This window comes from bacterium, assembly GCA_019637795.1.
In the GTDB taxonomy this organism is placed as follows: domain Bacteria; phylum Desulfobacterota; class Binatia; order HRBIN30; family CADEER01; genus JAHBUY01.
Genome location: JAHBUY010000008.1, coordinates 60,292 through 86,792, shown reverse-complemented (window position 1 = coordinate 86,792; position 26,501 = coordinate 60,292). Strand labels below are relative to the sequence as shown.

General features: G+C 72.8%; 18 protein-coding genes. 7 read left to right on the top strand and 11 right to left on the bottom strand.

All coding sequences use genetic code 11. The features are described 5' to 3' along the window. Window positions 1–28: 28 nt before the first annotated feature. On the bottom strand, window positions 29–2,350 hold the full coding sequence (locus KF840_23870) for a hypothetical protein (GenBank protein ID MBX3027944.1): 2,322 nt from the start codon (window positions 2,348–2,350) through the stop codon (window positions 29–31). 349 nt (window positions 2,351–2,699) lie between these two features. Between KF840_23870 and KF840_23865 the strand changes: the two genes are divergently transcribed. After that, complete coding sequence (locus KF840_23865) at window positions 2,700–3,944, top strand: cytochrome P450 (protein MBX3027943.1); 1,245 nt, start codon at window positions 2,700–2,702, stop codon at window positions 3,942–3,944. Window positions 3,945–3,993: 49 nt separating this feature from the next. Here KF840_23865 and KF840_23860 read toward each other — a convergent pair whose 3' ends face one another. Genes KF840_23860 through hpnJ form a run of 5 tightly spaced genes read right to left on the bottom strand, consistent with a single transcriptional unit; the run spans window position 3,994 to window position 10,026 of the window. Then, window positions 3,994–5,202, bottom strand: coding sequence for an ABC transporter permease (locus tag KF840_23860; protein MBX3027942.1), 1,209 nt, complete (start codon window positions 5,200–5,202; stop codon window positions 3,994–3,996). After that, window positions 5,174–5,914, bottom strand: coding sequence for an ABC transporter ATP-binding protein (locus KF840_23855; protein MBX3027941.1), 741 nt, complete (start codon window positions 5,912–5,914; stop codon window positions 5,174–5,176). Before KF840_23855 ends, KF840_23860 begins: the two co-directional genes overlap by 29 nt. Window positions 5,915–5,925: 11 nt before the next feature. Then, window positions 5,926–7,095: an efflux RND transporter periplasmic adaptor subunit gene (locus tag KF840_23850; protein ID MBX3027940.1), complete on the bottom strand. Its 1,170-nt coding sequence runs from the start codon at window positions 7,093–7,095 to the stop codon at window positions 5,926–5,928. Continuing rightward, window positions 7,092–8,492: a TolC family protein gene (locus tag KF840_23845; protein ID MBX3027939.1), complete on the bottom strand. Its 1,401-nt coding sequence runs from the start codon at window positions 8,490–8,492 to the stop codon at window positions 7,092–7,094. Before KF840_23845 ends, KF840_23850 begins: the two co-directional genes overlap by 4 nt. Window positions 8,493–8,550: 58 nt before the next feature. Further along, the gene (gene hpnJ / locus KF840_23840) at window positions 8,551–10,026 is read right to left on the bottom strand and encodes a hopanoid biosynthesis associated radical SAM protein HpnJ (GenBank protein MBX3027938.1); all 1,476 of its coding nucleotides are present in this window, start codon (window positions 10,024–10,026) and stop codon (window positions 8,551–8,553) included. Window positions 10,027–10,302: 276 nt separating this feature from the next. Here hpnJ and KF840_23835 point away from each other — a divergent pair, with 276 nt between their 5' ends. From KF840_23835 to KF840_23815, 5 genes are all read left to right on the top strand, one after another. Continuing rightward, window positions 10,303–13,335, top strand: coding sequence for a hypothetical protein (locus KF840_23835; protein ID MBX3027937.1), 3,033 nt, complete (start codon window positions 10,303–10,305; stop codon window positions 13,333–13,335). 138 nt (window positions 13,336–13,473) lie between these two features. Beyond that, window positions 13,474–14,604 (top strand): ABC transporter permease, encoded by a 1,131-nt coding sequence (locus KF840_23830; protein ID MBX3027936.1) that lies wholly within the window; start codon window positions 13,474–13,476, stop codon window positions 14,602–14,604. Further along, window positions 14,604–15,434, top strand: a complete 831-nt coding sequence (locus KF840_23825; protein ID MBX3027935.1) for an ATP-binding cassette domain-containing protein — start codon at window positions 14,604–14,606, stop codon at window positions 15,432–15,434. Before KF840_23830 ends, KF840_23825 begins: the two co-directional genes overlap by 1 nt. After that, complete coding sequence (locus KF840_23820; GenBank protein ID MBX3027934.1) at window positions 15,427–16,392, top strand: MCE family protein; 966 nt, start codon at window positions 15,427–15,429, stop codon at window positions 16,390–16,392. Before KF840_23825 ends, KF840_23820 begins: the two co-directional genes overlap by 8 nt. After that, window positions 16,389–16,991, top strand: a complete 603-nt coding sequence (locus KF840_23815) for a membrane integrity-associated transporter subunit PqiC (protein MBX3027933.1) — start codon at window positions 16,389–16,391, stop codon at window positions 16,989–16,991. Before KF840_23820 ends, KF840_23815 begins: the two co-directional genes overlap by 4 nt. Window positions 16,992–17,446: 455 nt before the next feature. Here KF840_23815 and KF840_23810 read toward each other — a convergent pair whose 3' ends face one another. Beyond that, window positions 17,447–18,991 carry a hypothetical protein gene (locus KF840_23810; protein MBX3027932.1) on the bottom strand — a complete coding sequence of 515 codons (1,545 nt, stop codon included), beginning with the start codon at window positions 18,989–18,991 and terminating at the stop codon, window positions 17,447–17,449. Window positions 18,992–19,135: 144 nt separating this feature from the next. Between KF840_23810 and KF840_23805 the strand changes: the two genes are divergently transcribed. Continuing rightward, window positions 19,136–20,752, top strand: a complete 1,617-nt coding sequence (locus tag KF840_23805; protein MBX3027931.1) for a peptide chain release factor 3 — start codon at window positions 19,136–19,138, stop codon at window positions 20,750–20,752. 20 nt (window positions 20,753–20,772) lie between these two features. Here KF840_23805 and KF840_23800 read toward each other — a convergent pair whose 3' ends face one another. From KF840_23800 to KF840_23785, 4 genes are all read right to left on the bottom strand, one after another. Then, the gene (locus tag KF840_23800; GenBank protein ID MBX3027930.1) at window positions 20,773–23,562 is read right to left on the bottom strand and encodes a PAS domain-containing protein; all 2,790 of its coding nucleotides are present in this window, start codon (window positions 23,560–23,562) and stop codon (window positions 20,773–20,775) included. 267 nt (window positions 23,563–23,829) lie between these two features. Beyond that, the gene (locus tag KF840_23795) at window positions 23,830–24,618 is read right to left on the bottom strand and encodes an SDR family oxidoreductase (protein ID MBX3027929.1); all 789 of its coding nucleotides are present in this window, start codon (window positions 24,616–24,618) and stop codon (window positions 23,830–23,832) included. A gap of 3 nt (window positions 24,619–24,621) precedes the next feature. Next, window positions 24,622–25,797, bottom strand: a complete 1,176-nt coding sequence (locus KF840_23790) for an amidohydrolase (GenBank protein ID MBX3027928.1) — start codon at window positions 25,795–25,797, stop codon at window positions 24,622–24,624. Window positions 25,798–25,903: 106 nt separating this feature from the next. Then, window positions 25,904–26,464, bottom strand: coding sequence for a hypothetical protein (locus tag KF840_23785; GenBank protein ID MBX3027927.1), 561 nt, complete (start codon window positions 26,462–26,464; stop codon window positions 25,904–25,906). Window positions 26,465–26,501: the final 37 nt, after the last annotated feature.

The window sequence follows — 26,501 nt, the reverse complement described above, 5'->3', positions numbered from 1 at the left end:
CGGGTCGGACGACCCGCCCCCTCGTCCGTCAGCGCGAGAAACTGGGACGCCCGCCGCCGCTGCCGCCCATCCCGCTGCCACCAGCGCCGCCGCTGCCGCCCCCGGCCGCCGGCCCGCCGCCCATGGCGCCGAGATTCCCGCCGCCCGTGCCGCCGCCGACACTCGGCAGCGCCAGCGGCTTCGGCTGCGGCGCGAAGTTGGCCATCGGGGCGGCGTCGACGCGCGCCACGGCGCGCGGCCTCGGCAACAGCGGCGCCGCCGAGTCGGCGCGGCCGACGTTGCCCGCGCTGGGCGCCACCGGTCGCGACGGCTCCACCGCCGCTGGCACACCGGACTTCACGACCGGCGCGCCCGCGATGCCGCGCGGATAGCTCGGGGCGACGGCGGCGCGCGGCGCCGCCAGGCTGCCGTTGCCGAGGCGGCGATAGGCCTCGGCGCTGCCTCCCTGTGGCCGGCTCAGACCGCGCAACGGCGGCGGCGCGACGCTGCCGACGCTCGAGCCGGCAGCAGGCACCGCCGGCAGCGACCGCTTCGGCAGCGCCTGCGAGCGGGACACGGTTCCGCTGCCCGCGCGGTCGAAGGAAGCGCTCTGATCCCTGGGCGGCGCCGCGACGCGCCCGCCCGGGGCGCGGCTGCCCGCCGATGGCGGCGCCGCTTGCGGGAGGGGCGGCGGTGAGACCACCGTGCCGCTCGTCCGCAATCGGTCGAACGGCGCCGTCCGTCCCTTGTCCGGCGCGGCGGCCGTGTCCGAGCCCGGCGCGCGCGCTCCGACCGCGGGCAGCGCCGCCTTCGGAATGGATCCGCGCGCCGCCTCGACCGTGCCCCCGCGCAGGCGGTCGAAGGCCGCGCCCTGCCCGGCCGGCTTCGGCGGCACGGCGTCGGCGGTAGCCCCGCCGACGTTGGCCTGGCGGGTGAGCTGGGTGGCGCCGCCGCCGGCGCCCCGCGGCGTGCCGGCGCTCCCCGCGAGATGCGGAATGCCGTCCTTCGGCATCGCCGCCCCCCCGGCTGGCGCGCCGAGCGAAGTCCGGGTGACGCCGCGCAGCGGCTTCACGTCGTTGTTGGTGAGCGACGCCAGGCGCGCCCGCTGCACGTCGGGACCGCCGAAGGCGTTCTTCGGCACGCCGACCAGGCCGCCGGGCGCGCTGGCGTTGCGGTACACGTTGATCTGGTTGGCGTGCACCGTGTCGTAGTTGTTGATGACGATGTTGTTCACCACCCGCGGTCCGCCCCAGCCGTACCAGCAGGGCACGCCGACGAAGCCGACGCCGCCCCACCAGGGCACCAGCGGCTCGCCCCAGCCCAGGGCCGTCCAGCCGATGAAGGGCACGCCGACGCCGACGCTCACCGACACCGCCGGGGTGAAGAAGCTGACCAGGGCCGGCGCGTAGACGGCGCCGTAGACCACCGGTCCCGGGGCCCATGCCCAGTAGCCGGTGTAGACCCACCGGCCGTAGTGGAAGGGAGCCCAGCCCCACGGGGCGTAGTCGACCCACGAGTAGCCGTAGACCGGATCCCACAACCACCGCCCGTAGCTGTAGGGCGCCCACCCGACCGGCACCGAGTACGGCACCCAGACGCGCCCGTAGGTGGGGACGTAGCGCCAGCCGCCGTAGCGATCGAGGTCGGACACGCCGTAGACGTCGGTCGAGACCGCGTAGCTGCGCGGCGCCGCCAGCCCGGCGTCGGCGCGGGCGTAGTTCCAGCGATCCCACTCGTCGAACGCCGGCGCGGCCGCCAGGTCGAGTTGGCCGGCCGCGCCGCCGCGCAGGGTGATCGACTCGCCGGTCGCCACCTGCACCGGCTGGCCGCCGAGCGGCGTGAACGACGCGGCGCCGGCGCGCCGCACGGTGATGCGGGTCGACTGGGCGTCGACGTCGACCCGGTAGAAGCCGTCGCGATTGACCGTCGTCGCGCCCTGCGGCGTGTCGATCTCGACGATGTGCCCCGCCGGCAACTGGCGCAGGTCGAGCACCGCGCTGCCCTGGGCGACCTCGAGTTGCAGAAAGTCCGGCTCCTGGCTCTTCACCCTGAGCTGCGTCTGGTCGGCGGCGCGCAGAAACGCCTGCGGGCCGATCTGCACCTCGAAGCGCCCGTCGCGGGTCGCCAGCGCGTCGCCGGCGGCGAGCGGAATGTTGACGGTCGCCGCCTCCCAGTCGCCGGCGCCCGGACGCCAGAAGGAGACGTCGCCTTCGACATAACCCAGGCGCGCCGGCGTCAGGCGCAAGGTCTTCTCGTCGACGTCGGCGCTGGCCGCGTCGGCCGCCGCGATCAGCACCGCCAGCGCGCCGGCGATCACGGGAAACAGGTGCCGCGTCGGCAGCACCCTCTGCCACCCCTGCGAACGATTCATGAACTGGCCTCCCAGTCCGACCAGGCTGTGCGGTCGAAGTGGAAATCCGTTCAATTCATCCGGCGGGAATCGCCAGCCCGGCGGCGCGACGGTGACACATGCGACGCAGAGACCGGACCAACGGAGGCGGCGCCGTCGAACGCCGCACGTCCGCGCGCCGTCAGCTCATCCTCGGACGCGCGGGGCGATTCCTCTCGAATCGGGCGGAACAGGTTCACCCGATGGCTCATCGTGATCAGAGACTAGTGCCTGACGCGACAAAGTCAAAGCACCCGGGGGAGCGGGCGCGACTCCTCGTCTTGGTGCCCCCTCCCGGCCGGGCTATGATCGCCGCCGCCGGAGGGACCGCGTGACCGCGATCGACGCGCTCGACGTCATCAGCAACGAGACCTACGAACGGCACGGCTACCCGCACGACGCCTGGGCGCGGCTGCGCCGCGAGTCGCCGGTCCACCGCTTCGCCCCGCCGGGCGTGCGCCCGTTCTGGGCGATCACCAAGCATGCCGACATCGTCGCCATCTCCAAAAACCCGGCGCTGTTCCAGAACGCGCCGCGGCTCGCGGTCTTTCCCGGCCTCGAGCCCCTCGACGACGGCCCGCCGCCGGCCCGCCATCTCATCAACATGGATCCGCCGGAGCACGGGCGCTTCCGCCGCCTGATCAGCAGCCACTTCGCGCCGCGCCAGTTGCAACGCCTGAGCGGGTCGATCGAGGCGATCGCGCGCGACGTGCTCGACCAGTTCGCCGGCGACGGCGGCGAGCGCAGCGGCGACTTCGTCGCCGGCGTCTCCGCCACCTTCCCGTTGGCCGTGCTCTGCGACCTCCTCGGGGCGCCGCGCGCCGACTGGCCGCTGCTCTTTCAGTGGACGAACGAGACCATCGGCGCCAACGATCCCGAGTTTCAGCAGCAGGGCGAGTCCGCGGTCGACACCGCCGACCGCTCGCGCGGCGAGCTCTTCCGCTACTTCTGGCAGATGATCGAGGCGCGGCGGCGCGCGCCGACGGACGACATCGTCAGCGTGCTCGCCAACGCCCGCGTCGACGGCGCCCACGTCCCCGAATTCGAGCTCCTCTCGTACTGCTTCCTGCTCGTCGTCGCCGGCAACGAGACCACCCGCAACGCCACCAGCGGCGGCCTGCTGGCGCTGATTCGCAATCCCGACCAGCTCGCGAAGCTGCAGCGCGACCCGGCGCTGATCGACGCCGCGACCGAGGAGATCGTGCGCTGGACCTCGCCGGTGATCCAGTTCTGTCGCACGCCGCTGCGCGACGTCGAATTGCGCGGCCAGCACATCCCCGCCGGCGACCACCTCTGCCTGTTCTATCCATCCGCCAATCGCGACGAGGAGGTGTTCGACGAGCCCTTCGCCTTCCGCGTCGATCGCGCCCCCAACCCGCACCTGGGCTTCGGCATCGGCGAGCACTTCTGCCTCGGCGCCAACCTCGCCCGCCTCGAGCTGCGCACCATCTTCCGGCAACTGCTCGAACGTCTGGAATCGATCGAGCTCGCCGGCGAGGTCGCCCGCCTGCGCTCCTCCTTCGTCGGCGGCATCAAATCGATGCCCGTGCGCTACCGCCTACGACCGGCGGGGTGATTCCGTCCGTGATCCGAGCCCAGGGATCGGCCCTGGGATACGCCCCGCGTCACGTGTAGCCCAGCGCGTCGATGATGTTCATCGCCGCCGCCTTGCGGGCCGGGTAGAGGCCGAAGAAGAGGCCGACGCCGACCGAGACGGCGAAGGCAACGGCGACGCTGATCCCCGACACCGGCACGTCGACGCCGTAGAGGAAGCCCAGGTACAGCGGCACGCCGGCGCCGATCAGCGTGCCGGCGACGCCGCCGGCGAAGCTCAGGATGCTCGCCTCGATCAGGAACTGGATGAGGATGTCGCGCCGCCCGGCGCCCAGCGCCAGGCGGATGCCGATGTCCTGCGTGCGCTCGGTCACGGTCACCAACATGATGTTCATGATGCCGATGCCGCCGACCAGCAGCGACACGGCCGCGATCGCGATCAGGCCGAGGCTGACGGCGTCGGAGATGCGCTGCACCAGCACGAGGTACTGGTCGAGCGACTCGACCTTGAAGCTGCTGAGCGAGCGATGGCGGCCGGCGATCACCTGGCTCGTCGCCGCCACCACCGACGGCACCGCCTGCGGGCTGGCGGCCTGGAAGTAGACGACGTCCACGAAGCGCACGCCCGACAGGTTGCGGAAGGTGGAGAACGGAATGATCGCCACCAGGCCCGCCGCTTCGCTCTTCTGCAACGCGGCGGCGCTCTCCACGCCCTCGCGGTAGACGCCGACGACGCGGAACTGCAACCCGAAGATGCGCAGCCACTCCTCGCCGACGTCGACGGTGCCGTACTTCCTGAGCGCCAGCTCCTTCGAGATGACGCACACCTTCGCGGCGCCGCTCTCCTCCGCGGCGGTGATGAAGCGGCCGCTCTGCACGACGATGTTGCGCACCGGCGCGTACTCCGGCGTCACCCCGAGCACGGTGATGCTCTCCGGCTGGTTGCGGATCGAGATCAGCTCGTTGCCGTTGAGCACCGGCGCCATGAAGGCGACGTTCGGCACGCGCTGCCGAAAGGCATCGACGTCCTCGAACTCCAGCTCCTCCGGATTGACGCCGCCGCCGGTGCCGTAGGCGAAGACCAGGTTCGAGCCGACGCCCTCGATCAGCCCGATGACGTAGTCCCGCCCGAGCAGGCCGATCGACACCACGGCGACGACGCTGGCGGTGCCGATCGCCATGCCGAGCATGGTGAGCAGCGAGCGCCCGCGCTGCCCCTTCAGCCCGTCGAGCGCGAAGCGCAGCAGGAGGCTAAGCCACTCCGTCGTCGGTCGTTCCATCGCGGATGTGGATGATGCGCTCGGCGGCGCCGCCGACCTCCGGGTCGTGGGTGACCAGGACCACGGTGGCGCCGCCGCGATGCAGCTCGCGGAGCAGCGACAGGATCTCCATCGCGGTCGCGCTGTCGAGCGCGCCGGTGGGTTCGTCGGCGAGAATCAGCCGCGGTTCGTTGACCAGCGCCCGGGCGATCGCCGCGCGCTGCCGCTGGCCGATCGACAGCTCGCCCGGGCGGTGGTCCAGACGGTGGCCGAGACCCATCTGCTCGAGGCGCGCCCGCGCCGCCGCGCGGCACTGCCGCGGCCGGCCGCCGGCGTAGAGCGCCGGCAGGGCCGCGTTCTCCAGGATGGTGAGCTGCGGCAGGAGATGGAACTGCTGGAAGACGAAGCCGATCTTGCGATTGCGCCGGCGCGAGAGCTGATCCGGCGAGAGGCCGGACACCAGCTCGCCGTCGAAGACGTAGCGGCCCTCGTACTCGGCATCGAGCAGGCCGAGGATGTGCAGCAGGGTCGACTTCCCGGACCCCGAGCGGCCCATGATCGCGGTGAGCTCGCCGGCGTGGATGTCGACATCGACACCGCGCAGCGCCGGCACGGGAGCCCCGTCGCGCTGATAGGTCTTGGCGATGCCGCGCAGGCTGATGAGCGGCGTCGCGGCGTCGGCGCGCTCGCCGGGCAGCGGCGCCAGCGCCGGCAGGCGCTGTGGCGATGGCATCGCGGCGCGGCTCATCCGCCGCTCCCGGGGGCGGTCGCCGACGCCGCCTCCTGCAGATCGCGGCGCGATGCGGTGACCTTCATGCCGTCGACCAGGCCCTCGCTGGGGCCGACCACCACCAGGGCGCCCTCCTCGAGCCCGTCGGCGATCGCCACCGCCGAGACGCTGGTCAGTCCCATACGCACCGGGACCTTGTGCAGGCGCCGGCCGTCGACGCGGTACACGAACGCCTCGCGCCCCTGCGCCTGCACCGCCTCGGCGGGCACCTGCAGGGCGTTCGGGTCCTCGGCGACGACGATCTCGACGTCCACCGTCATGCCCGGCACCAGCCCCTCGGTGGGCGGATCGAGGCGCGCCAGGCTCTCCGATACCGAGCGGCTCTCCTTGACCACGACGTTCGGCACCACTTCGCTCACCGTGCCGCTCCAGGCGCGCCCCGGGAAGGCGTTGGCGGTCACGCGCATCGGCTGCCCGGGGCGGACGCGGCCGAGGTCGACCTGGTCGACGTTGGCGCGCACCCGCAGGTGGTCGAGGTCGGCGAGCCACAACAGCGGATCGCCGAGATGGACGAGCTCGCCCTTCTTCGCCTGCGTCCGGTAGATCGTCCCGGCGAACGGTGCCCGCACGACCGTCGCTTCCCGCTGCGCCCGCAGCTCGGCGATGCGGGTGTCGAGCGCCGCGACGCGCAGCGGCACGTCGCGCTCCAGATAGGCGACCTGCGCCGCCGCCTCGCGCGCCGCGCGCTCGCTCTCCGCCAGCACCTGGCGCGTCAGCGCCCCCTGGCGCTGCAGGTCGCGATCGCTGGCCAGGCGATCCTGGCGCTCGGCGGCGGTAGCGCGCGCGACGCGCAGCGATTCGAGCGCCGCCAGGCGCTCCGACTCCGCCGCCGCCACCTGCCCGGTCACCGGTCCGTCGTCGAAGCGCACCATCACCTCGCCGGCGGCGACCACCTTCCCCGGATCGGGAATGTCCACCACCCGGCCGTCGAGCCTGGCGCGCACCTCGATGTCGTCCACGGGTTCGACCTTGCCGTTGCTCGAGACGACGACCTGCAGCGGCGCCCGGCGCGCGGCGACGGCCTGGACCGCCGGCGCGGCGGTGCGGCCGCACCAGGCGCGCGCGGTGAGCAGGGCGATCGCCAGCGGCACCAGCCACAGCGCGCGACGCCACGACGTCGTCATCGCTTCCTCGCCGTCTGCGGCGACGCCGCCTCCGCGCCGGCGAGGGCGACGGCCAGGTGGCCGCGCTCGCGCTGCAGGGCCGCCCAGGCGCGGACGCTCTCGATCTGCGCCTCGACCACCGCACGGGCGTCGCGCGCGGCGTCGGCGCGCGCCGCCAGCGCCTGGCCGAGCGAGCCGCGCTGGCCCTGCAGGCTGGCATCGGCCAGCCGCAGCCGCTCGGCGCTGATCCTGGCCCGCCGCGCCGCCAGCTCCTGCTGCTGCACGGCGGCGCGGACGCGGCGCTCGAGCTCGTCGGCGCGAGTCCGCTTCTGCTGCTGCACGGCCTGGTAGCGCAGGCGGGCGGCCTCCGCGGCCTTGGTCGCGCGGTCGACGTTGGCCGACGCCAGGAAGCCGTCGAACACGGGGATCTTGAGGTCGACGCCCACCGCGACCTCCTGCTCGAAGGCGTTGAACCGCTTGGTCCCGTAATGGAAGTAGCCGCCGCGCACCGCCAGCGTGGGATAGCGTCCGGCGCGGGCGGCGTCGAGCGTCAGCTCCTCCATGCGCTGGCGAAGCGCCAGGATGCGCAGCTCCGGCGAGCTGGCCAGCGCCGCCTCGGGGTTGTCGGTCGCCGGCGTCCGCACCGGCGGCAGGCTGCTGGCATCGACCCGCAGGGTCGTCGCCTCGCCCTCCTCGCCGATCAACTGCGCCAGGACGGCGCGCGCGTGCGCCAGCTCGGCCTCGCGCTCCTCGGCATCGAGCCGCGCCTGCTCGACCTCGAGCCCCACCTGCTCCTGTTCGCTGGGGAGCGCCCGGCCGGCGCCGAGGAGCGAGCGCGCCTGGCGATCCAGCCACTCGGCGTCGCGCAGTCGCTGCTGATCGCGCTCGCCGCAGGCCTCCAGTCGCACCACCTCCAGGTACTGGTCGAGGACGGCGGCGCTGATGCCCTCGCGCTGCTGCGCCTCCCCCACCGCGGCGGCCTCGGCCTCGAGCTCGCTGCGCTGGACGTCGCGCCACTGCTTCAGATCGAACAGCACCTGGTCGATGTACAGCCCCAACCAGGGTTCGGACGAGCCCAGGGTCGACAGCGGATAGCGTTTGATCTGGTTCGGATTGTAGGGGTCCTCGACGTCGATGGTGTCGTTCTGGCGGTTCGACCAGCCGGCCTGGCTGGTCACCGAGGCGTGCGGCCAGTAGAGGCTGCGCGCCGCGGCGGCGGCGTCATCCGCCTGCTCGGCCTCGAGGCGGGCGATGCGCGCGTCCGGCGCCTCGCGCAGCGCCTGCGCCACCGCCGCCGCCAGGGTCAGCGGCGGCTCCCCGGCGGCACCGGGGCGCGCCGCCAGCAGCAGCAGCAGCGCGCCGGCGAGGCCAGCGGCGGCGCGGGAGCGCCGGACCAGCGGCGATCGGTTGGGCGTCATCGCGGTGCCGCCTGGCCATCGCATGCCGGCGGTGGAGAGACCACGCGGCGGGCGCGGCTCAGTGCGAGGCGGCCGGCGCACCGTCGCGCAGCGGCGCCGATGCCGCGGCCGGCGGCTGCCGGCGCTGGGCCATGAAGGAGAAGAACTCGCGCGCCTCGCGCAACCGGCGCTTCATCACCTCGCGGTCGCGCAGCATGTCGCGCACGATGCGCAGGATCGGCCGCGGCCGCAGGTAGTAGGCGCGGTAGAAGCGCTCGAGCGCCTCGTGCATCTCGGCGCTCGAGAGCTGATCGTAGCTCAGCACCGCCTGCTGGATGCCTTCCGCGACCAGTCCGCCGGCCCGCTCCACCGGCAGCCAGCCCTCGGCCTGCGCCTGCGCGTAGAGCTCCGTGCCCGGGTACGGGGCCGCCAGCGACACCTGCAGGCTGTACGGATCGATGTCCTTGGCGAAGGCGATGGTGTTGGCGATGGTCTCGCGCGTCTCGCCCGGCAGGCCGACGATGAACGTGCCGTGCACCAGGATGCCGAGCGCGTGGCAGTCGCGCATGAACTGGCGGGCGCGGTCGATGCGCGTGCCCTTCTTGATGTTGTTGAGGATGTGTTGGTTGCCGCTCTCGAAGCCGACCAGCAGCAGGCGCAGGCCGTTGTCCTTCAGCACCTTCAGCGTCTCGTACGGCACGTTGGCCTTGGCGTTGCACGACCAGGTGAGGCCCAGCCTGCCGAGCCCGCGCGCCACCGCCTCGGCGCGCGGCCGGTCGTCGGTGAAGGTGTCGTCGTCGAAGAAGAACTCCTTCACCTGCGGGAACAGCTTCTGGGCGTGCGCCATCTCGGCGATGACGTGCTCGGGGCTGCGCGTCCGATAGGCGTGGCCGGCGATGGTCTGCGGCCAGAGGCAGAAGGTGCAGCGGCTGCGGCAGCCGCGTCCGGTGTAGAGCGACACGTACGGATGCTGCAGGTAGCCGATGTAGTAATGCTCGATCGTCAAGTGCTTCTGGTAGACGTCGGTCACGTACGGGAAGGCGTCGAGATCGGTGATCGGCGGCTGCGGCGCGGTGCGGGCGATGGACCCGTCGGCGGCCCGGTAGGCGATGCCGCGCACCTCCGGGTAGTCGGCGCCGGCGGCGATGTCGCGCACCGCGTAGTCGAACTCGCCGGTGGTGACGAAATCGACCGCCGGGGCGCCGCGCAGCGTGTCCTCCGGCAGCACCATGGTGTGGGCGCCGACGAAGCCGACCCGGATGCCGGGCAGCGCGGCCTTGAGCGCCGCGGCGGTCTTGGCGTCCTGGTCCACCGAGGGAGTGGAGGTGTGGATGACGACCAACTCGTGCCCGGGACTGCGCCGCAGCACGTCGTCCAGCGTCAGCTCGTCGGCCGGGGCGTCGATCAGGGTGCTGTCCGGCACCAGCGCCGCGGCCTGCGCCAGCCAGGTCGGATACCAGAAGGATCGCACCTCGCGCCGCGCCTGGTAACGCGACCCGGCCCCGCCGTCGAAGCCCTCGTACGACGGGGGATTGAGAAATAGCGTCTTCATCATCAACCGCCTGCTCTCACCGACTCGGCCGAGTGCGGGTGCGGGCCCGAGGTCCGCAGCCCCCCGCATGCGGCGCCTTCCTCAATAGAATCCGGATCCTATCGAAGGCCGGATGGCAGTTCAACGCGGCGGACCCAGCCGCGGACGGCCACCGGGACGGTGGGCCAGCGCACGAAGCGCATGGATTTCACGGCGTTGTCGATGCGGTCCGATCTCATCCGTGAAATCCGAGGGACCCCTGGTCTATGCTGCGGCGCCTTGCGGATGAGGATGGGCAGAATGACGCGGCGGGTGATCGTCGGCGGCGGGATCGCGATCGCGCTGGGCGCCATCGGCACGACGTGGCTGGCGCGCTCGCCCTGGGGACAGCGTTGGGCGGCGCAACGGGTCGCGGCGGCGCTCGGCCCGTCGGTCCGCTTCAGCGGCGCCCACGTCGCGCCCTGGCCGCCGCCGCTGGCGGTGGCGCTCGACGGCGTCGAGGTGCTCGATGCCGCCGGCGCGCCGGTGCTGCGCGCCCGCCACGTGCTCGCCCGGGTGCGCCTGCGGGCGCTGATCGGCGGTTCGCCCGCGCTCGCCCAGGTCCTCGTGGACGGATTCGAGCTCGACCTCCGGCGCGGCGACGATGGCGCCGTCCGCCTCGGCGACGTCGCCCTCGCCAACCAGGGCGATGGGAGCGGAGCGCCGGCGGCCCTCGACCGCGACTGCCCGCGGATCGAGCTGCGCGATGGGCGGGTGACGCTGCGCGAGGGGCACGGCGGCGAACGCCGCGCCCTGCAGGTCGAGGCCATCGCGGCAACGCTCACCCCGACCCGCCCCGGCGCGAGGCTCACGTTTGGTGGGCGCTCGGCCCAGCTCGGCGAGCTGCGCGGCGACGTCACCGTCAGCCGTCTCGCCGACATCGCGACGGCGCCGTTCCGCGCCGAGTTGGAGGCGCGCGGCGCCGACGCCGCCGGGGTCGCCCCCTGGCTGCCGAGCGCCGGCGCGACGCTGACGATGTCCGGCAGCGGCCGGCTGTCCGTCAGCGTCCAGGGCCGGCCGACGGATTGCACGGCCGAGATCGCCCTCGACCTGCGCGACGGCGCGGTCGCGTGGCGCGACCGCATCCGCGCCGCGGCACCGATCGCGCTGACCCTGCGCGGCGGCTGGAGCAACGCCGGGCTGACCACGGCCACCGGCCAGGTCGACATCGCCCGCGTCCAGGCGGCGGGGGTCGACGCCACCGCCCTGCGCGCCAGCTTCGCCGTCGACCCCGCCGGCATCACCCTCCGCGACGCCCAGTGGCAGGCGTTCGGCGGCCACTGGCGCCAACACGGCACCGTCCACCTCGCCGACACCGTGGCGCTCGACGGCGGGGTCGACGCCGAGGCGATCGACGCCGCCGCCGCCGCGGCGGCCGTGCGCCAACTGGTCGGCGACGCCGCCGCGCCGCTGCAGCTCGCGGGCCCCCTCACCCTCCATGCCACCGCCAGCGGGCAGGTCGGCGCCGCGCTCGCCGGGCAGATCGCCGTCAGCATGGCCAGCGGCAGCGCGAGCTGGGCGACCGTCACCGCCACCGCGCCCCTCCGCCTGATCGCCGCGGCGACCTTCGACGGCGGCGCGCTCACGCTGCGCGACGCGCAGGCCCAGGCGGCGGCGGTGAGCGACCGCGACCTCACCGCCGACGCCCTCGACGCCCGCTTCGCGTTCGACGGCCAGGCGCTGCAGATCGCGTCGCTGACGGCGCGCGCCTTCGACGGCGACTGGACGCTGTCGGGGACGCTCCCGCTGCAGGGCGCACCGACGATCAGCCTGTCGGCGGTCGGCATCAACGCCGCGCACCTGGCGCGCGCCGCGCTCACCGGCCGGCGCGAGGAGTCCGGCACCGCCGGCGACGTCGACGTCACCGCGACGCTGCGCGGCGGCAGCGGCCAGATCGCCCTCCGCCTCGCCTCGCCGACCCTTGCGCTCGGGCCACTGCTCGTCGCCCAGCCGGCGTCGGCGGCGGGGACGCTCACCTGGCGCGGCACGGGCGTCCAGGTCAGCAAGGGCAGCGCGCAACTGGCGCGGGTCCGCTTCGCCGGCACCGACCTTGGCGATGTGCGCGCCGCGTTCGCCAGCGGCGATCCGGGCCACCTGCTGGTGTCGCCGCTGACGGCGCGCGCGTTCGGCGGCGGCTGGCGCGTGAGCGCCGACCTGTCGCGCGACGAGATCGCGGGCCGCGTGCGCGCCACGAACGTCAACCTCGACGCCGTGCTGGCGGCGCTCGACGCCGGCCCGCGCAGCCAGCGCGGCCTGGCCAGCGTCGACGCCACCGGGCGCCGCCGCCGCGACGGCACGGTCGACGCCGATCTCGCCGTCGAGCTCGCGCGCGGCCGCTTCCTCTTTCAGGCGCTCACCGTCGGCGCGCCGGCGCGCGGCACCGGCACGCTGCGCGTCGATGGCCCGCGCTGGGCGCTCGCGAACGGCGTCGTCAGCGCCGCCGTCGCCAGCTACGGCGCCATCAGCGCCACCCAGGCCACTGCCCAGCTCGATTTCGCTCCCGACCACGTGCGCTTCGCCGCGCTGCGCGCCACCGCCGCCGGCGCGCCGTGGCAGGGCAGCGGCCGCATCGACCTCGCCGACCCGCGCATCGAGGGCACGCTGTCGGTCACCCGCGCCGACCCCGACGCGTTCCTGCGACTGCTGGGGATCCAGGCGCCCGCCCTCGACCCCGACGGCCTCGATCTGACCGTGCAGCTCAGCACGCCGCTCCACGACGGCTGGCGTCAGGCGCTGCAGGGCAGCGGCCGCATGGCGCTGCGCGGCGGCTTTCTCACCTCGACCGGGCTGCTGCGCGCCATCGTCGCGACCATCGTCCCGACGCGCGCCCTGCGCGAGGGGGGACCGCCGAATCGCCTGACCAGCCTGACGCAGACCTTCACCCTGGCCAACGGACGCCTGTCGACCCAGGACCTCGCCGTCGACAGCGACGACTATGACCTCGCCGCCGCCGGCAGCATCGGCTTCGACGGCACGCTCGCTCTCGATGGCCGGATCACGCTCACCCCGAACGGCATCAAGAAGATGTTCGCGCTGAGCGCCGTGCCGATCCCCGGCTCGGGCTTCCTGTCTCTGCCGGTGATCCCGGCCCGCGTCGATGGCACGCTGGCGAAGCCGGACATCCACCCCGAAGCCGCGGCGCTCGCCGGGTCGACGGCGCGCTGGTTCGCCGATGCCCTCATCGGCGCCCCGCGCCGGCTCGGGCAGACCGTGGTCCAACCGCTCGACTGGATGTTCGACGGCGTCCGCACCCTGGTGGCGCCGCCGACGCCGGCACCGAGCCGCGGCCCGTGAGCCGGCGGCCCGGCGGGGCACCGCCGCGCCGACGTGCCGGCACGCCGGCGCGCCACGCGCCTCGGGCGGGGCCGCCGCCCGCCGCCCGAGGCGGCTCGCTTGCAGTGACGTCGACACATGGTAGAGCGGCGACCGACCATGGCCGCCGCCGAGCTCGCCTTCGAGCGACCCTCCGCCGACCAACTGGTCGTCCGCCTGGCAGGGCCGTGGCGGATGACCAGCGGCGTGCCCGACCCACGGGACATCAAGGAGGCCCTCACCGGCGCCGCGCCGCCGCGGCGCATTTCCTTCGAGGCCGGGCAGCTCGGCGCCTGGGACAGCGCCCTGCTCATCTTCCTCGCCCACCTCGCCGAGGTCGCCAAGGAACGCAGCATCGCCATCGACCGCAGCGGTCTGCCGCAGGGCGTGCAGCGCCTGATGGCGCTCGCCGAGGCGGTGCCGGAGCGGACCGGCGCGCGCAGCGGCGGCGCGCGGCCGGGGTTCCTGACCCGACTCGGCCTGTCGGCGATCGACGGCGCGGCCGGAGCCAGGGAGTTCCTCGACTTCATCGGCCAGCTCACCATCGCCGGCGGCCGGGCGATCGTCGGCCGCGCCCGCTACCGCGGCGGCGACCTGCTGCTGTTCATGCAACAAGCCGGCGCCGACGCGTTGCCCATCGTCACCCTGATCAGCTTTCTGGTCGGCGTCATCATGGCCTTCGTCGGCGCCATCCAACTGGAGAAGTTCGGCGCCGAAATCTACGTCGCCGACCTGGTCGGCATCGCGGTCGTGCACGAGATGGGCGCCCTGATGACCGGCATCATCATGGCCGGACGCACCGGCGCCGCATTCGCCGCCCAGCTCGGCACCATGAAGGTGACGCAGGAGATCGACGCGCTCACCACCATGGGCATCGACCCGATGGAATTCCTGGTCCTGCCGCGCGCCCTCGCCCTGTGCCTGATGATGCCGCTGCTCGTGCTCTACGCCGACCTGGTCGGCATCGTCGGCGGCGCCGTCATCGGCGGCGGCATGCTGGGCATCAACCCGGAGGTCTACTTCCGGCGCGTGTTCGACGCGGTGCACGTCACCGACCTCGTCGGCGGCGTGTTCAAGGGATCCGTCTACGGCGTGCTGGTCGCCGTCGCCGGCTGTCTGCGCGGCATGCAGAGCGGCAGCAGCGCTTCCGCGGTGGGCGACGCCGCCACCTCGGCCGTCGTCACCGGCATCGTCCTCATCGTCGTCGCCTGCGGCCTGCTGGCGGTGGTCTTCTACGTGCTGGGGATCTGATGCGCGACGTCATCGCCACCGGCCCCGACGGCCGCGCCGCCGCCGTCGGCACGCAGCCGCGCATCGCGGTGCGCGATCTGACGATGGCCTTCGGCAGCTTCGTGCTGATGCGCGACCTCGACTTCGTCGTCGCCCCGGGCGACATCTTCATCATCATGGGCGGCAGCGGCTGCGGAAAGAGCACCCTGCTCCGCCATCTCATCGGCCTGATCGAGCCGGCCAAGGGCGAGATCCTGTACGACGGCGTCAGCTTCACCGCCGCGCCGCCGCACGAGCGCGAGCGGATGCTCCGCCGCCTCGGCATCCTCTACCAGAGCGGCGCGCTGTTCAGCTCGATGACGCTGGCCGAGAACATCGCCCTGCCGCTCGGCGAGTTCACCGACCTCTCGCCGGCCGAGATCCGCGAGGTGGCGTCGCTCAAGCTGGCGCTGGTCGGCCTCAAGGGGTTCGAGGATTTCTTCCCCTCGCAGATCAGCGGCGGCATGCAGAAGCGCGCCGGGCTGGCGCGCGCCATGGCGCTCGACCCCGACATCCTGTTCTTCGACGAGCCCTCGGCGGGACTGGATCCCATCAGCTCGCGCCTGCTCGACGACCTCATCCTCGAGCTGCGCGACAGCCTCGGCGCCACCATCGTCGTGGTCACGCACGAGCTGGCGAGCATCTTCACCATCGGCAACAACAGCATCTTCCTCGACGTCGAGACGCGCACCGCGATCGCGCACGGCGACCCGAAGGAGCTGCGCGACCATTCCGATCAACCCGCCGTGCGCCGCTTCCTGACGCGCGGCGCCGAAGAGGCCGAGCAGACGGAGGCGCCGCCCCATGGGTAAGAAAGCCAACCCGGCCATCGTCGGCCTGTTCGTGCTCGGCGCCCTGATCCTCGCCGTCGCCGGCGTCCTGGTGTTCGGCTCCGGCAAGCTCTTCCGCCGCACGATCGACGCCGTGATGTACTTCCCCGGCTCGGTCGACGGGCTCAGCGTCGGCGCGCCGGTGAAGTTCAAGGGCGTCGACATCGGCTCGGTGACCAACATCCAGCTCGTCCTCCGGGCCGGGGAGCGCGGCCCGGAGGCGCGCATCCCGGTCTACGTGGTGCTCGACCCGAGCAAGATCGTCACCGAGGGCCGCAACATCCACTTCCCCGATCCCGAGGCACGCGAAGAGCTGATCAACCGCGGCCTGCGCGCCCAGTTGCAGTCGCAGAGCCTGCTCACCGGCCTGCTCTTCATCCAGCTCGACTTCTTCCCCGACACCGAGGCGAGGTGGGTCGAGAAGCAACCATCCGACCCGCCGGAGATTCCGACCATCCCGACGACGCTCGAACAGGCCTCGACGCAGGCGCGCGAGATCATCAACGAGCTGCGCACGATCGACTTCAAGGGCATGGTGGACGAGGCCAACCGCGCCCTCGCCGGGCTGAGCCAACTGATCAACGACCCGTCGCTGCGCGGCGCCATCGATCAGCTCCCCGGCACGGTGAAGAACCTCAACGGCGCGATCGACAGCGCCAACGCGCTGCTGCGCCGCGTCGACCGCCAGGTCGAGCCGCTCAGCAGCGAGCTGACGCAGACCCTGGTCGGCGCCCAGCGCGCCATGGACACCGTGGAGAAGACCGCCAGCACCGCGACGACGCTGATCCAGCCGGGCTCGCCACTGGACCACGACCTGCGCCAGTCGCTCAACGCCATCAGTCAGGCGGCCGACGCGCTGCGGCTGTTCGCCGACTACCTGGAGCGCAACCCGAGCGCCCTGCTCTACGGCCGCTCGCAACAGCAGGAGAGCACGCCATGAGTCGCCGCGCCGCCGTTCCCCTCCTCGCCGCCCTGCTGGCGCTCGCGCTCGCCGGCTGTGGCCTCATCATGGCGCCGCGCACCATCGCGCCCCGCTTCTTCATCCTCAACGCCGTGGCGCCGCACACCGGCGCCACCGCCCCGATCGTGATCGGCCTCGGCCCGCTCAGTCTGCCGAGCTATCTCGATCGGCCGGAGATGGCGCGCCGGGTCGACGCCAACCAGATCGTCTACGATCCGGAGGCGCGCTGGGCGGAATCGCTGCGAACCAACTTCCAGCGCGCCCTGGGGGCGAACCTGGTGCAGCTCATGGGTCCGGAGCGGATCGTGACGTTCCCCTGGTACAGCACCGAGAAGCTGGACTTCAGCGTCAGCGTGGCGGCGACCCGCTTCGAGCAGCAGGCCGATGGCAGCCTGGAACTCTCCGGTCGGTGGGTGGTGCGCGACCGCCACGACGCGACGGTGGCGGCGCGGATCTTCGACTACACGCGGCCCGGCGGCACGCCCGACGCGAACGCCGCCGCGCTGAGCGAGTTGATCGCCGAGCTCAGTGAGGCGATCGCGGCGGCGATGCAATCGGCGCCGGCGGCGGCACCCTAGCCTTGCTCGATGTGACGAAAACGATTTCACCACGGAGGCACGGAGACACGGAGTACCCTGGACAAGAGAGGGTTCGGGGGCGCGATCCCCAACGCCATCAGCAATGGCCATTGGGGATCGCGCCCACCCGCCATTCCCACGCTGCACCCTCCGTGTCTCCATGCCTCCGTGGTGAAGGTGTTTTGTCGTCTCGAGGCTAGTGTCCCGAGTCGGAAGTTCGTCACCTATTTCGCCGGCCCTCGACGCCCCTGGCTGCGTTGCCCCTCCTTGGAATATTCCCGATATTCCTGCGTCGGGACGCCTTGCCAGGGGCGCCGATTGCTTGCCGAAATAGGCAACGAACTTCCAACGCGGGACACTAGATCCAGCGGCGCGCCACGTCGTCCCGGCCGGCGTGGGCGTCCCCCGGAGCACGGGCGCTCCACGCGACCGGCGCCGACGCAGCGGAGCCCGGGTCAGTCCGCGAGCACCAGAGCCGTAGCGACCGCGCCGGCCACGGGATCGGTCATCGGCAGCGGCAGCACCAGCACCGGAGCTCCCCCCGTGACCCATTCGTCGCAGGAGAACGGCGCGCCGTTGCGCGCCAGGGAGGCCACCGTGGCCCCCTCCGCGTCGAGCACCTCCGCGGTGGCGCCCGCGGTGGTGACAGCGCCGGCGATGACGCTGCCGAAGCTGGTGGTCAGGCAGTCGGTCGGGGCAGCACCGCTCGGCAGGACGCGGAACGCGATCGGCAGGCGCAGGGATGCCGAGCCGGTGCCGGCGGGCACGCCGAGGCCGGTGTCGACGGAGATGTGGCCCGTTCCCTGATCCGCGGTGGCGTACACGTCCTGCGGCAGCGTGCTGCCGCAGTCGAGCACCCCGGCGCTGCCGCGCGAGCGGAGCTGGGTGCACAGCACCCCGCCGTCGGTGAGCGGAATGCCGAGAATGGCGTTCTCGCGCAGCGTCAGCGCGTGCGTGCCGTCGCCCAGGTCGGGCCCGGCGCAGAGCCGCAGGGAAGCCGTCAGCCAGGCGTCGGTGCTGATCTTTCCGAATCCGTCGGCGTCGAGCTCGCTCGCCGGCGTGCGCACCGTGAAGGCGCGTTCGCCGAGGCCGGTGTTGCAATCGAAGGGCTGGTCGCCGGCGACCCGGATGACGATCTCGCGCACCTCGCTGAGGGAACCGCCGGCATCCCGCACCCGCGCCGCGACGATCGTGTCGCCCACCGGGAAGGCCCAGGCCTTGGCGATCGGCAGACAGTACTGCAGCTCGGTGAGCGGATCGACGAAGTTGAACAGCGCGCCCGCGTCCCGCGTGCAGGCGTTGTTGTTGCCGACGCGGCCGAGCGGCGCGCCGGCGCCATCATTGAATCGGCAGCCGAGATCCGCGATCGCGTCGCGCACCATCGGATCGTCGCGGAACTCCAGCGGCTCGACCGCCGGGATGCCGCCGATGAGCGGCGGATCGTAATCGCAGACCGCCGGGCTGCCATCGCCGAGCGGCCGCGAGGCGATGATCTCGACCCCGGGCGCGAAGTTCACCGGGTCATAGGCCTGGTTGGAGAGGCGCACCTGGCCGCGCCGCGCCTCGACCACCAGGGTCATCCCCTGCCCCTGGGCGCGCGCGTAGATCGGCCGTCCCGCCTCGTCGACGCCGTCCGGTGCCTGCACCAGATCGTCGGCGCGAGCGACGCCGAAGAACAGGAGTTGCGGCGGCGCCGGAGTCGCGCTCGGCGTCGGCGTCGCGGTGTCCAGCGGCGTCGCGGTCGGGGTCGGGGGCGGCGTCTCCGTCGGCGAGGCGGGCGGGGTCGCGGTCGGCGAGGCGGGTGGCGTCGACGGCTGGGGCGACGCGGTCGACAGGGGCACCGGGGTATCGCTGGCGGTGGGCGCCGCGGTCGTCGCCGTCGGGATCGCGGTCCGGGTGGCCGACGCGGTGGGCGTCGGCACCGGGCGCGGCGAATCGCCATCACCGCACCCTGCCGCCGCCAGCGCCAGCATGGCCAAGCCGAGGCCCCGTCGCATCATCGGCCGTCCCCTCCTCGCGGACACTACGACGGAGGCAGGCGCTATCGCAAATCGCCCTGCTGGACGCGGCGTCCGACCGCCGCGTACGCCCACCCCACCCCGGTGCCTTGCGTCGGCAGGACGGGCGGGGCATTCAGGGAGGCTATGCCCGGCCTCGACGACTCCGTCCGCAGCGAAGCCGGCCGGCGGCGTACCTTCGCCATCATCTCCCATCCCGACGCCGGCAAGACGACGCTGACCGAGAAGCTGCTGCTCTACGGCGGCGCGGTGCGGCTCGCCGGGTCGGTCAAGCAGCGGCGGGCCGAGCGCCATGCCACCAGCGACTGGATGGCGCTGGAACGGGAGCGCGGCATCTCGATCGCCACCAGCGTGATGCAGTTCCCCTATCGCGGCTTCCAGCTCAACCTGCTGGACACCCCGGGCCACAACGACTTCAGCGAGGACACCTACCGCACCCTGGCGGCGGCGGACTGCGCGGTCATGCTGATCGACAGCGCCAAGGGCGTCGAGCCGCAGACGATCAAGCTCTTCCAGGTCTGCCGCGCCCGCCAACTGCCGATCGTGACCTTCATCAACAAGCTCGACCGCCACGGCCGCGAACCGCTCGACCTGCTGGACGAGATCGAGCGCGTGCTCGACATGCCGTGCACGCCGCTCAACTGGCCGATCGGCGCCGGCCCGGAGTTCCAGGGCGTGTACGACCGCGAGCACCATCGACTGCTGCGCTTCGAGCGCGGCGAGTCGGCCAGCCATCGCGCCGTCATGCAGGCGAGCGACCTCGACGACGCGGCGCTGCGGCAGGCGATCGGCGCCCACGCGCACCAGCAGTTGCTCGACGAGATCGCGCTGCTGCACGGCGCCGGGACGACCTTCGACCTCGCGACCTTCCGCGCCGGCCACCTGTCGCCGGTCTTCTTCGGCAGCGCCCTGACCAACTTCGGCATCGAGCCCTTCCTCGACCGCTTCCTCGACCTCGCGCCGCCGCCGCAGCCGCGCCACACGGCCGCCGGCGACGTCGGTCCCGAGGCGCCGTTCTTCTCCGGCTTCGTGTTCAAGATCCAGGCGAACATGGACCCGCAGCACCGCGACCGCATCGCCTTCGTACGCATCGTCTCGGGCCGCTTCACGCGCGGCATGGACGTCGTCCACGTGCGCACCGGCAAGTCGCTCAACCTCAACAAGTCGCTGCAGCTCCGGGCGCAGGAGCGGACGCTGATCGAGGAGGCCTTTCCCGGCGACATCGTCGGCCTGTGGGATCCCGGCGTGCTGCGCATCGGCGACACCCTGAGCGAGGACCGGACGGTGCAGTTCGACGGCATCCCGCGCTTCTCGCCCGAGCGCTTCGTGCGCGTCGTGCTCACCGAGCCCTTCAAGCGCAAGCAGTTGAAGAAGGGGCTCGATCAACTGGCGGAGGAAGGCGTCGTGCAGGTGTTCTTCGACCGCCACCGCCTCGAGCGCGAGCCGGTGCTCGGCGCCGTCGGCCAGCTCCAGTTCGAGGTCATGCAGTACCGCCTCAAGCACGAGTACAACGTCGACGTCCGCCTGGAGCCGTTGAAGTTCCAGCACGCGCGCTGGATCGGCAATCCCGACTTCGATCCCGACGAATTCGAACGCGCGAGCGGCGCCACCTGCCTGGTCGACATCGAACAGCGCCCGCTGGTCCTCTTCGAGACCGACTTCCGCCTGCAGCGGGCGCTCGCCAACCACCCGGAGCTGGAGTTCATCGCCGCCGTCCAGCCCGGCCGCCGCAAGGCGGCGTAGCGCGGAGCCCGGGGTTCCGCTCAGGCGGCGCCGCCGAGGGTGAAGTAGAAGGTGGCGCCCCGATCGATGGCAGCCTCTCCCCAGATCGCGCCGCCGTGGCCGTGGACGATGCGCTGCACGGTGGCCAGCCCGATGCCGGTACCCTCGAACTCGGTCTCGCTGTGCAAGCGCTGGAAGACGCCGAACAGCCGCTCCGCGTACGCCATGTCGAAGCCGGCGCCGTCGTCGCGCACGAAGTAGACCGGCCCGTCCGGACGCGCCTCGACGCCGAGCTCGATGTGGGCGACGGCGCGACCGCCGGTGAACTTCCACGCGTTGCCGAGCAGGTTCTCGAGCAGCACGCGCAACAGCCGCGCGTCGCCGTCGACGACGACGCCGGGGGCGATCGTCCACACCACCTGGCGGCGTGGATCGGTGGCATGGAGCTCGCCGCGAATGGCGAGGGCGAGCGCGGTCAGGTCGACGCGCTCGCGCACCAGCTCGTGCTGCGCCAGCCGGGCCAGGCGCAGAAGATCCTCGATCAACTGCCCCATGCGGGTGCTGCCCTGGACGATCGCGTCGACGTAGCGGCGCGCCTCCACCGCCAGGCCCGCGCCGTAGTCCTCGAGCAGGGCGCGGCTGAAGCCTTCGATGCGGCGCAGCGGCGCCCGCAGATCGTGCGAGACCGAATAGGTGAAGCTGTCGAGGTCGCGATTCGCCCGCTCCAGATCGGCGGTGCGCTCGCGCACCCGTCGCTCGAGCCGCTCGTGCAGGCGGGCGCGGTCGATCGCCACCGCGAGCTGGTCGGCGACCTCGCGGGCGATGGCGCGATGCTCCGCCGTATGGGCGTCGGGCGTGGAAGCGAACAGCGTCAGCGCGCCGAGCAGCTCCCGATCGGCCACCAGCGCTTCGGTGAGCAGCGTGCGCGCCCCCGCCTCGACCGCGCGCCGCACGAAGCGCGAGCGCGGTCGGACCGCGTGGAGATCGGCGACGTAGATCTCCGACTGCGCCACCAGCATGTCGAGGGTCGGGAAGTCGCTGAGTGGCACGACCTGCAGGTCGCGGAAGCGTTCGACCGAGTCGGCTTCGGCCCCGATCAGCCGCGCCACGCCGGCGGCCGGGTCGGCGAGCAGCACGAAGGCGATGTCGCACGGCACCAACTGCCGCATCCGCGGCAGGGCGGCGCCGACGACGTCGCCCACCGGGCCGGCGCCGAGGATGGCGCGGTAGACGCCCTGGACGATCTCCAGCCGTAGGGCGTGCGCGCGAAGCGCCTGCTCCGTCCGCTTGTGGGCCGTGATGTCGAACGAGGCGCCGCTCAGCCCGGCGATCGCCCCGGCCGCATCGCGCAGCGGCTCCAGGATGACGTCGAAGTGCGCCGGCCGGCCGCCGTCATCGATCGCGAATTCCTGCCGCGCGCCGACGCCGGTGGCCATGACCTGGCGCTTCAGCGCCACCAGGGCCGTGATGTCCCTGCCGACCAGCAGCTCCTCGTCGGTGTGCCCGAGCACGTCCTCGACCCGGAAGCCGAGCTGCGGATGCTGCATCCAGGTGTAGCGGAAGTCGCGGTCCTGGGTGAACGCCGCGATGTTGGCGACGCGCAGGGTGAGCTTGAGGCGCTCGCCGCGAGCCCGCAGCTCGTCCTCGGCGCGCCGCCGCTCGGTGACGTCGCGCCCGCTCACCAGCACCCCGCCGACGCCGGGATCGTCCACCAGGTTGAGCGCCACCCCTTCGATGAAGCGCCAGCCGCCGCCCCGGCTCTGCAAGCGGTACTCGATGGGCGCGCTCTTGCCGCCGCCGGCGACCGCGCTGCGGAAGCGCTCCACCAGCACCTTCGCGTCCTCGGGATGGATCAGCGCGAAGGCGCTCATCCCCACCATCTGGTCGGGCCGGAAGCCACAGACCGCCTCGTGGGCCGGGTTGACGTAGCGGTAGATGCCCTTCGCATCGACGATCGCGATCAGATCCAGCGACTGTTCGATGAGGGCGCGAAAGCGCTGCTCGCCCACCTGCAGGGCGCGCCCGGTGCGGACGTGCTCGGTGACGTCGTGCAGCGAGAAGAGGAGCAGCTCGACCGCGCCGCCCGCATCGAGGATCGGCACCAGCGTCCAGTCCCAGTAGGTCTCGCCGCGCTCCGGCTGGTCGGGAAACGAGAACGACCGCGCCTTCACCTCGAACGGCCGCTTCGTTCGCAGCACCTCCTCGAAGATCGCTCGCGCATCGGAGGGAAAGAGCTCGAAATGGTTGCGCCCGGCGAAGTCGGCGAGCGGACGATGGCAGGCCTCGGCATACGCGGCGTTGACGCGCACGAAATTGAACTGGGAGTCGAGGAGCACCAGGCAGCTCAGGCTGTGGTCGAAGACCGCGTCGAACAGGCGCGTCCGCTCGCGGCGCTCCGCGGCGGCGTCCAGCTCGCGCTCGACCACCGGCGCCAGCCGGGGGAGGTCCCGCTTGCTGATGACGTCATCGGCTCCGGCTCCCAACGCCAGGCGGGTCACCTCGTCGTCGACCTCGCCCGAGACGACGACGACGGGGGCCTCGACGCCGGCGGCGCGCACCAGCGGCAGAGCCGCCAGGCCGCCGAGTCCCGGCATCTGCCAGTCGCAGGTGACGAGATCCCAGGCGTCGGCCAGCGCCGCCCGCAGCGCTGCCGCGGTGTCCACCCGCTGCCAGCGCACCGCGTGCACGCGCTGCAGCGCGTGCACGATCAGCTCGGCGTCGTGCTCGCTGTCCTCGATCAGCAGGACCCGCCAGGGCGACGACTCTGCGGCAGCGCGCCCGGCGCCATGGCGGGCCGTCCCCGCATGCCGCTGTGAGCCGTCGCGCCGCACCTCGAGCCTATAGCCGCGCCGGGGGGCGCCAACCAGATGCGCCGGCGCCGCGCCAGCCCGCCAGTCCCTGGTGCGTCGGCAGCGCCGGCGATTGATTCCGGCAGGGCACGGGCGCGGCGGTGGCTGCCCACATTCTCCCCGGAAGTCCTCGCGGCTGCGTCATCTCGCCCCTGCGTCCGCTGCGCCGGCGGCACGCTGCCAGGTATTTGCCGCGTCTGCAATCCGCGACCACAACCTGGCTAGCGTCGAATCAGATGCGCGCCGGCCTCAGCCGCGGCGCGCCGCGCTGCCGCCGTCGACGGGAATGACGGCGCCGCTGATGTAGCCGGCCTCGTCCGAGGCCAGGAAGGCGACCAGCGCCGCGACCTCGTCGGGCCGCCCGAAACGGCCGAGCGGGATCTCCGCCAGCTTGCGTGCCCGCCAGTCGTCGCCGCGGTTGTGGCGCGAGAACCCCAGCGAGCGCTCGGTCTCGATGAAGCCGGGACAGACGGCGTTGGCGCGAATCCCCTGCCCCGCGTAGTCGAGCGCGATGGCGCGCGTCAGGCCGACCAGGCCGTGCTTGGCGGCGACGTAGGCGCTCTGATTCCAGTTGCCGGCGACGCCGGAGGTCGAGGCGATGTTGACGATACTGCCGCCGCCGCGCGCCAGCATGGCGCCGACCGCCACCCGGGCGCAGAGGAACGCGCCGGTGAGGCTGACGTCCAGAGTCGCCGCCCACCAGCGGGGATCGAGCTCGGCGACCCGCTCGGCGACCGGCGCGTCCGGCCGCGCGGTCACGGCATTGTTGACCAGCACGTCGACGCCGCCGAACGCGGCGCGGGCGGCGTCGACCAGCGCCTCCACCTGGCCGGGGTCGGCGACGTCGCAGGCGACCGCCAGAGCGCGGCCGCCGGCGGCGGCGATGGCCGCCACCGTCTCCTCGAGACGGGCCACGCGCCGGCCCGCCGCGACCACCGCGCCGCCCTCTCGCGCCAGGCGCTCGGCGATGGCGCGGCCGATGCCGGAACCGGCGCCGGTGACGATGGCGACCCTGCCGCCCAGGCGCGTCGCCGTCATCGCTCAGCCCGGCCAGCGCTCGGGAACGTGGTCGAGGCGGTACAGGGCGCGGCAGTTGTCGTGCAGCATCCGCCGCACCTCGGCCGCCGGCAGGCCGCGGAACTGGCGGGCGATGGTGACCCGGCTGTTCGGCCAGTCGGTGCCGGTGTGCGGATAGTCGGTCGACCACAGCAGGTGGTCGAGGTTGAGCCGGTGCCGCAGCTCGAGGCCGACGGTGTCGATCATGAACGTCGCCCAGCAATTGCGATGGAAGGCCCGGCTGGGAAGCGACGGCACCGCCGCGACGGTGTCGGTGAACCACCGGTAGCGCAGGAACATGTCGTCGGTCTGCTCGAGCATCGCCGGGATCCAGCCGATGTTCGCCTCGACCAGCAGCACGCGCAGCGCCGGCACGCGGTCGAACATGCCGGAGAAGATCATCCGCGCCACCAGCGGCACGGTGTTCGCGCCCGACTTGCTGGTGGCGGCGCGCGGCAGCACGGCGGCGGGGTCGAAGCGGCGGCGCTGCACCGGTCCGTCGCCGTGGAAGCTGCCGATGTGCAGGGCGACTGGCACCCCGGCCTCGGCGGCGCGCGCCCAGAACGGATCGTCGTCGGGCGACGGCTCGACGGTGCCGTTGGGAAAGGTGGAGACGAGCACGCCGCGGTATCCCCGCGCGAGCGCCCACTCCAGCTCGGCGACCGCGTCGGCGAGGCCGCTGGCGGGGATCACCGCGTGACCGAAGAGCCGGCCGCTGCCGGCGGCGCAGAGCTCGAGCTGCCACTCGTTGTAGGCGCGGACGCAGGCGCGCTGCAGGTCGCGGTCGTCGCCGAACATGCGCGCCCCCTCCTCGCAGACGCTCGGGTAGAGCATCTGCAGGTGGATGCCGTCGGCGTCCATGTCGGCGAGGCGTGCCGCCGGATCGAAGCAGCCGCGGCGCATCGTCTCGTAGGTGAGCCCGGACGGCCGGAACCCGAGATAGCTGGCGCCGGCGGCGGCCATCAGCCCGATCGGGCGCAACCGCTCGCCGTCGTTGAACGACCAGGTCTGCTCGCCGTCGACGAGCACCACCTTCGGCGCCCGCTCGCGCCAACGGCTCGCCACCCGCGCCTGCCAGACGTCCGGTGGCTCGTAGACGTGCGCGTCGGCGTCGAGGATCGGGTAATCGATGCTGGCGATGTCGTGGAAGGCGGCGGTCATCGCTCAGCAGCGAAACCACATCCGCACGCGAATGACCACGAGGGACACGCGGCCGCCGGCGTGGGGCGTGGAGGGCGGCATGGCTCGAGCCCCGCTCGTCCCGCCGTCACTGGTAGCCGACCTGCGCCTCGACCTCGCGCAGGTAGTCGATGAGAGCCCGCGCCTCGCCGCTGCCGTTGGTGGCGGTGAGGTCGCCGGTGCCGGTGAGGATGATCTCCGTGTAGGTGTGGGTGCGCTTGTCGAGTCGGTAGGCGACATCGAGCGCGCCGCTGCCTTCGTGCTCGGGATGCGAGCGGGTGATGGGGCCCTTGGCGGCGCCGGGCACCAGCCGCGCCATCTCGACCAGGCGCGGCAGGTCGACGGTGCCGATGCGGCGCGCGCCCTTGTGCTTGGTCAGCAGGTCGCGCTCGCTGAGCTCATCGGTCTTGAGGCGTTCCGGGTACCACGGCGTGCCGTGCTGCGCGTAGGTCCAGACGCCGCCGTCGCCGTCGATGTACAGGCCCTCGAGCTCGTAGCTCCAGCCGAGATTGACCCGGTAGGTCTCGAGCACCACCGTGCCGGCGATGTCCGCCGCGGTGATCCGCTTCTTCTTGGTGGCGCAGCCGCCGCCGGCCACCGCCAGCAGCGCCGCGCCGATCACCAGCCACTGCCGCACGCGCATCGCCATCCCCTCCTCGTCCGCCGGCGCAGTCGTAGCGCGGATC

What these genes read in the sequence shown, in the direction of transcription:
- KF840_23870 (MBX3027944.1), bottom strand. Translation starts at nt 2,350, where the DNA reads ATGAATCGTTCGCAGGGGTGGCAGAGGGTGCTGCCGACGCGGCACCTG.
- KF840_23860 (MBX3027942.1), bottom strand. Translation starts at nt 5,202, where the DNA reads ATGGAACGACCGACGACGGAGTGGCTTAGCCTCCTGCTGCGCTTCGCG.
- KF840_23855 (MBX3027941.1), bottom strand. Translation starts at nt 5,914, where the DNA reads ATGCCATCGCCACAGCGCCTGCCGGCGCTGGCGCCGCTGCCCGGCGAG.
- KF840_23850 (MBX3027940.1), bottom strand. Translation starts at nt 7,095, where the DNA reads ATGACGACGTCGTGGCGTCGCGCGCTGTGGCTGGTGCCGCTGGCGATC.
- KF840_23845 (MBX3027939.1), bottom strand. Translation starts at nt 8,492, where the DNA reads ATGACGCCCAACCGATCGCCGCTGGTCCGGCGCTCCCGCGCCGCCGCT.
- hpnJ (MBX3027938.1), bottom strand. Translation starts at nt 10,026, where the DNA reads ATGATGAAGACGCTATTTCTCAATCCCCCGTCGTACGAGGGCTTCGAC.
- KF840_23835 (MBX3027937.1), top strand. Translation starts at nt 10,303, where the DNA reads ATGACGCGGCGGGTGATCGTCGGCGGCGGGATCGCGATCGCGCTGGGC.
- KF840_23830 (MBX3027936.1), top strand. Translation starts at nt 13,474, where the DNA reads ATGGCCGCCGCCGAGCTCGCCTTCGAGCGACCCTCCGCCGACCAACTG.
- KF840_23825 (MBX3027935.1), top strand. Translation starts at nt 14,604, where the DNA reads ATGCGCGACGTCATCGCCACCGGCCCCGACGGCCGCGCCGCCGCCGTC.
- KF840_23820 (MBX3027934.1), top strand. Translation starts at nt 15,427, where the DNA reads ATGGGTAAGAAAGCCAACCCGGCCATCGTCGGCCTGTTCGTGCTCGGC.
- KF840_23815 (MBX3027933.1), top strand. Translation starts at nt 16,389, where the DNA reads ATGAGTCGCCGCGCCGCCGTTCCCCTCCTCGCCGCCCTGCTGGCGCTC.
- KF840_23810 (MBX3027932.1), bottom strand. Translation starts at nt 18,991, where the DNA reads ATGATGCGACGGGGCCTCGGCTTGGCCATGCTGGCGCTGGCGGCGGCA.
- KF840_23805 (MBX3027931.1), top strand. Translation starts at nt 19,136, where the DNA reads ATGCCCGGCCTCGACGACTCCGTCCGCAGCGAAGCCGGCCGGCGGCGT.
- KF840_23795 (MBX3027929.1), bottom strand. Translation starts at nt 24,618, where the DNA reads ATGACGGCGACGCGCCTGGGCGGCAGGGTCGCCATCGTCACCGGCGCC.
- KF840_23790 (MBX3027928.1), bottom strand. Translation starts at nt 25,797, where the DNA reads ATGACCGCCGCCTTCCACGACATCGCCAGCATCGATTACCCGATCCTC.
- KF840_23785 (MBX3027927.1), bottom strand. Translation starts at nt 26,464, where the DNA reads ATGGCGATGCGCGTGCGGCAGTGGCTGGTGATCGGCGCGGCGCTGCTG.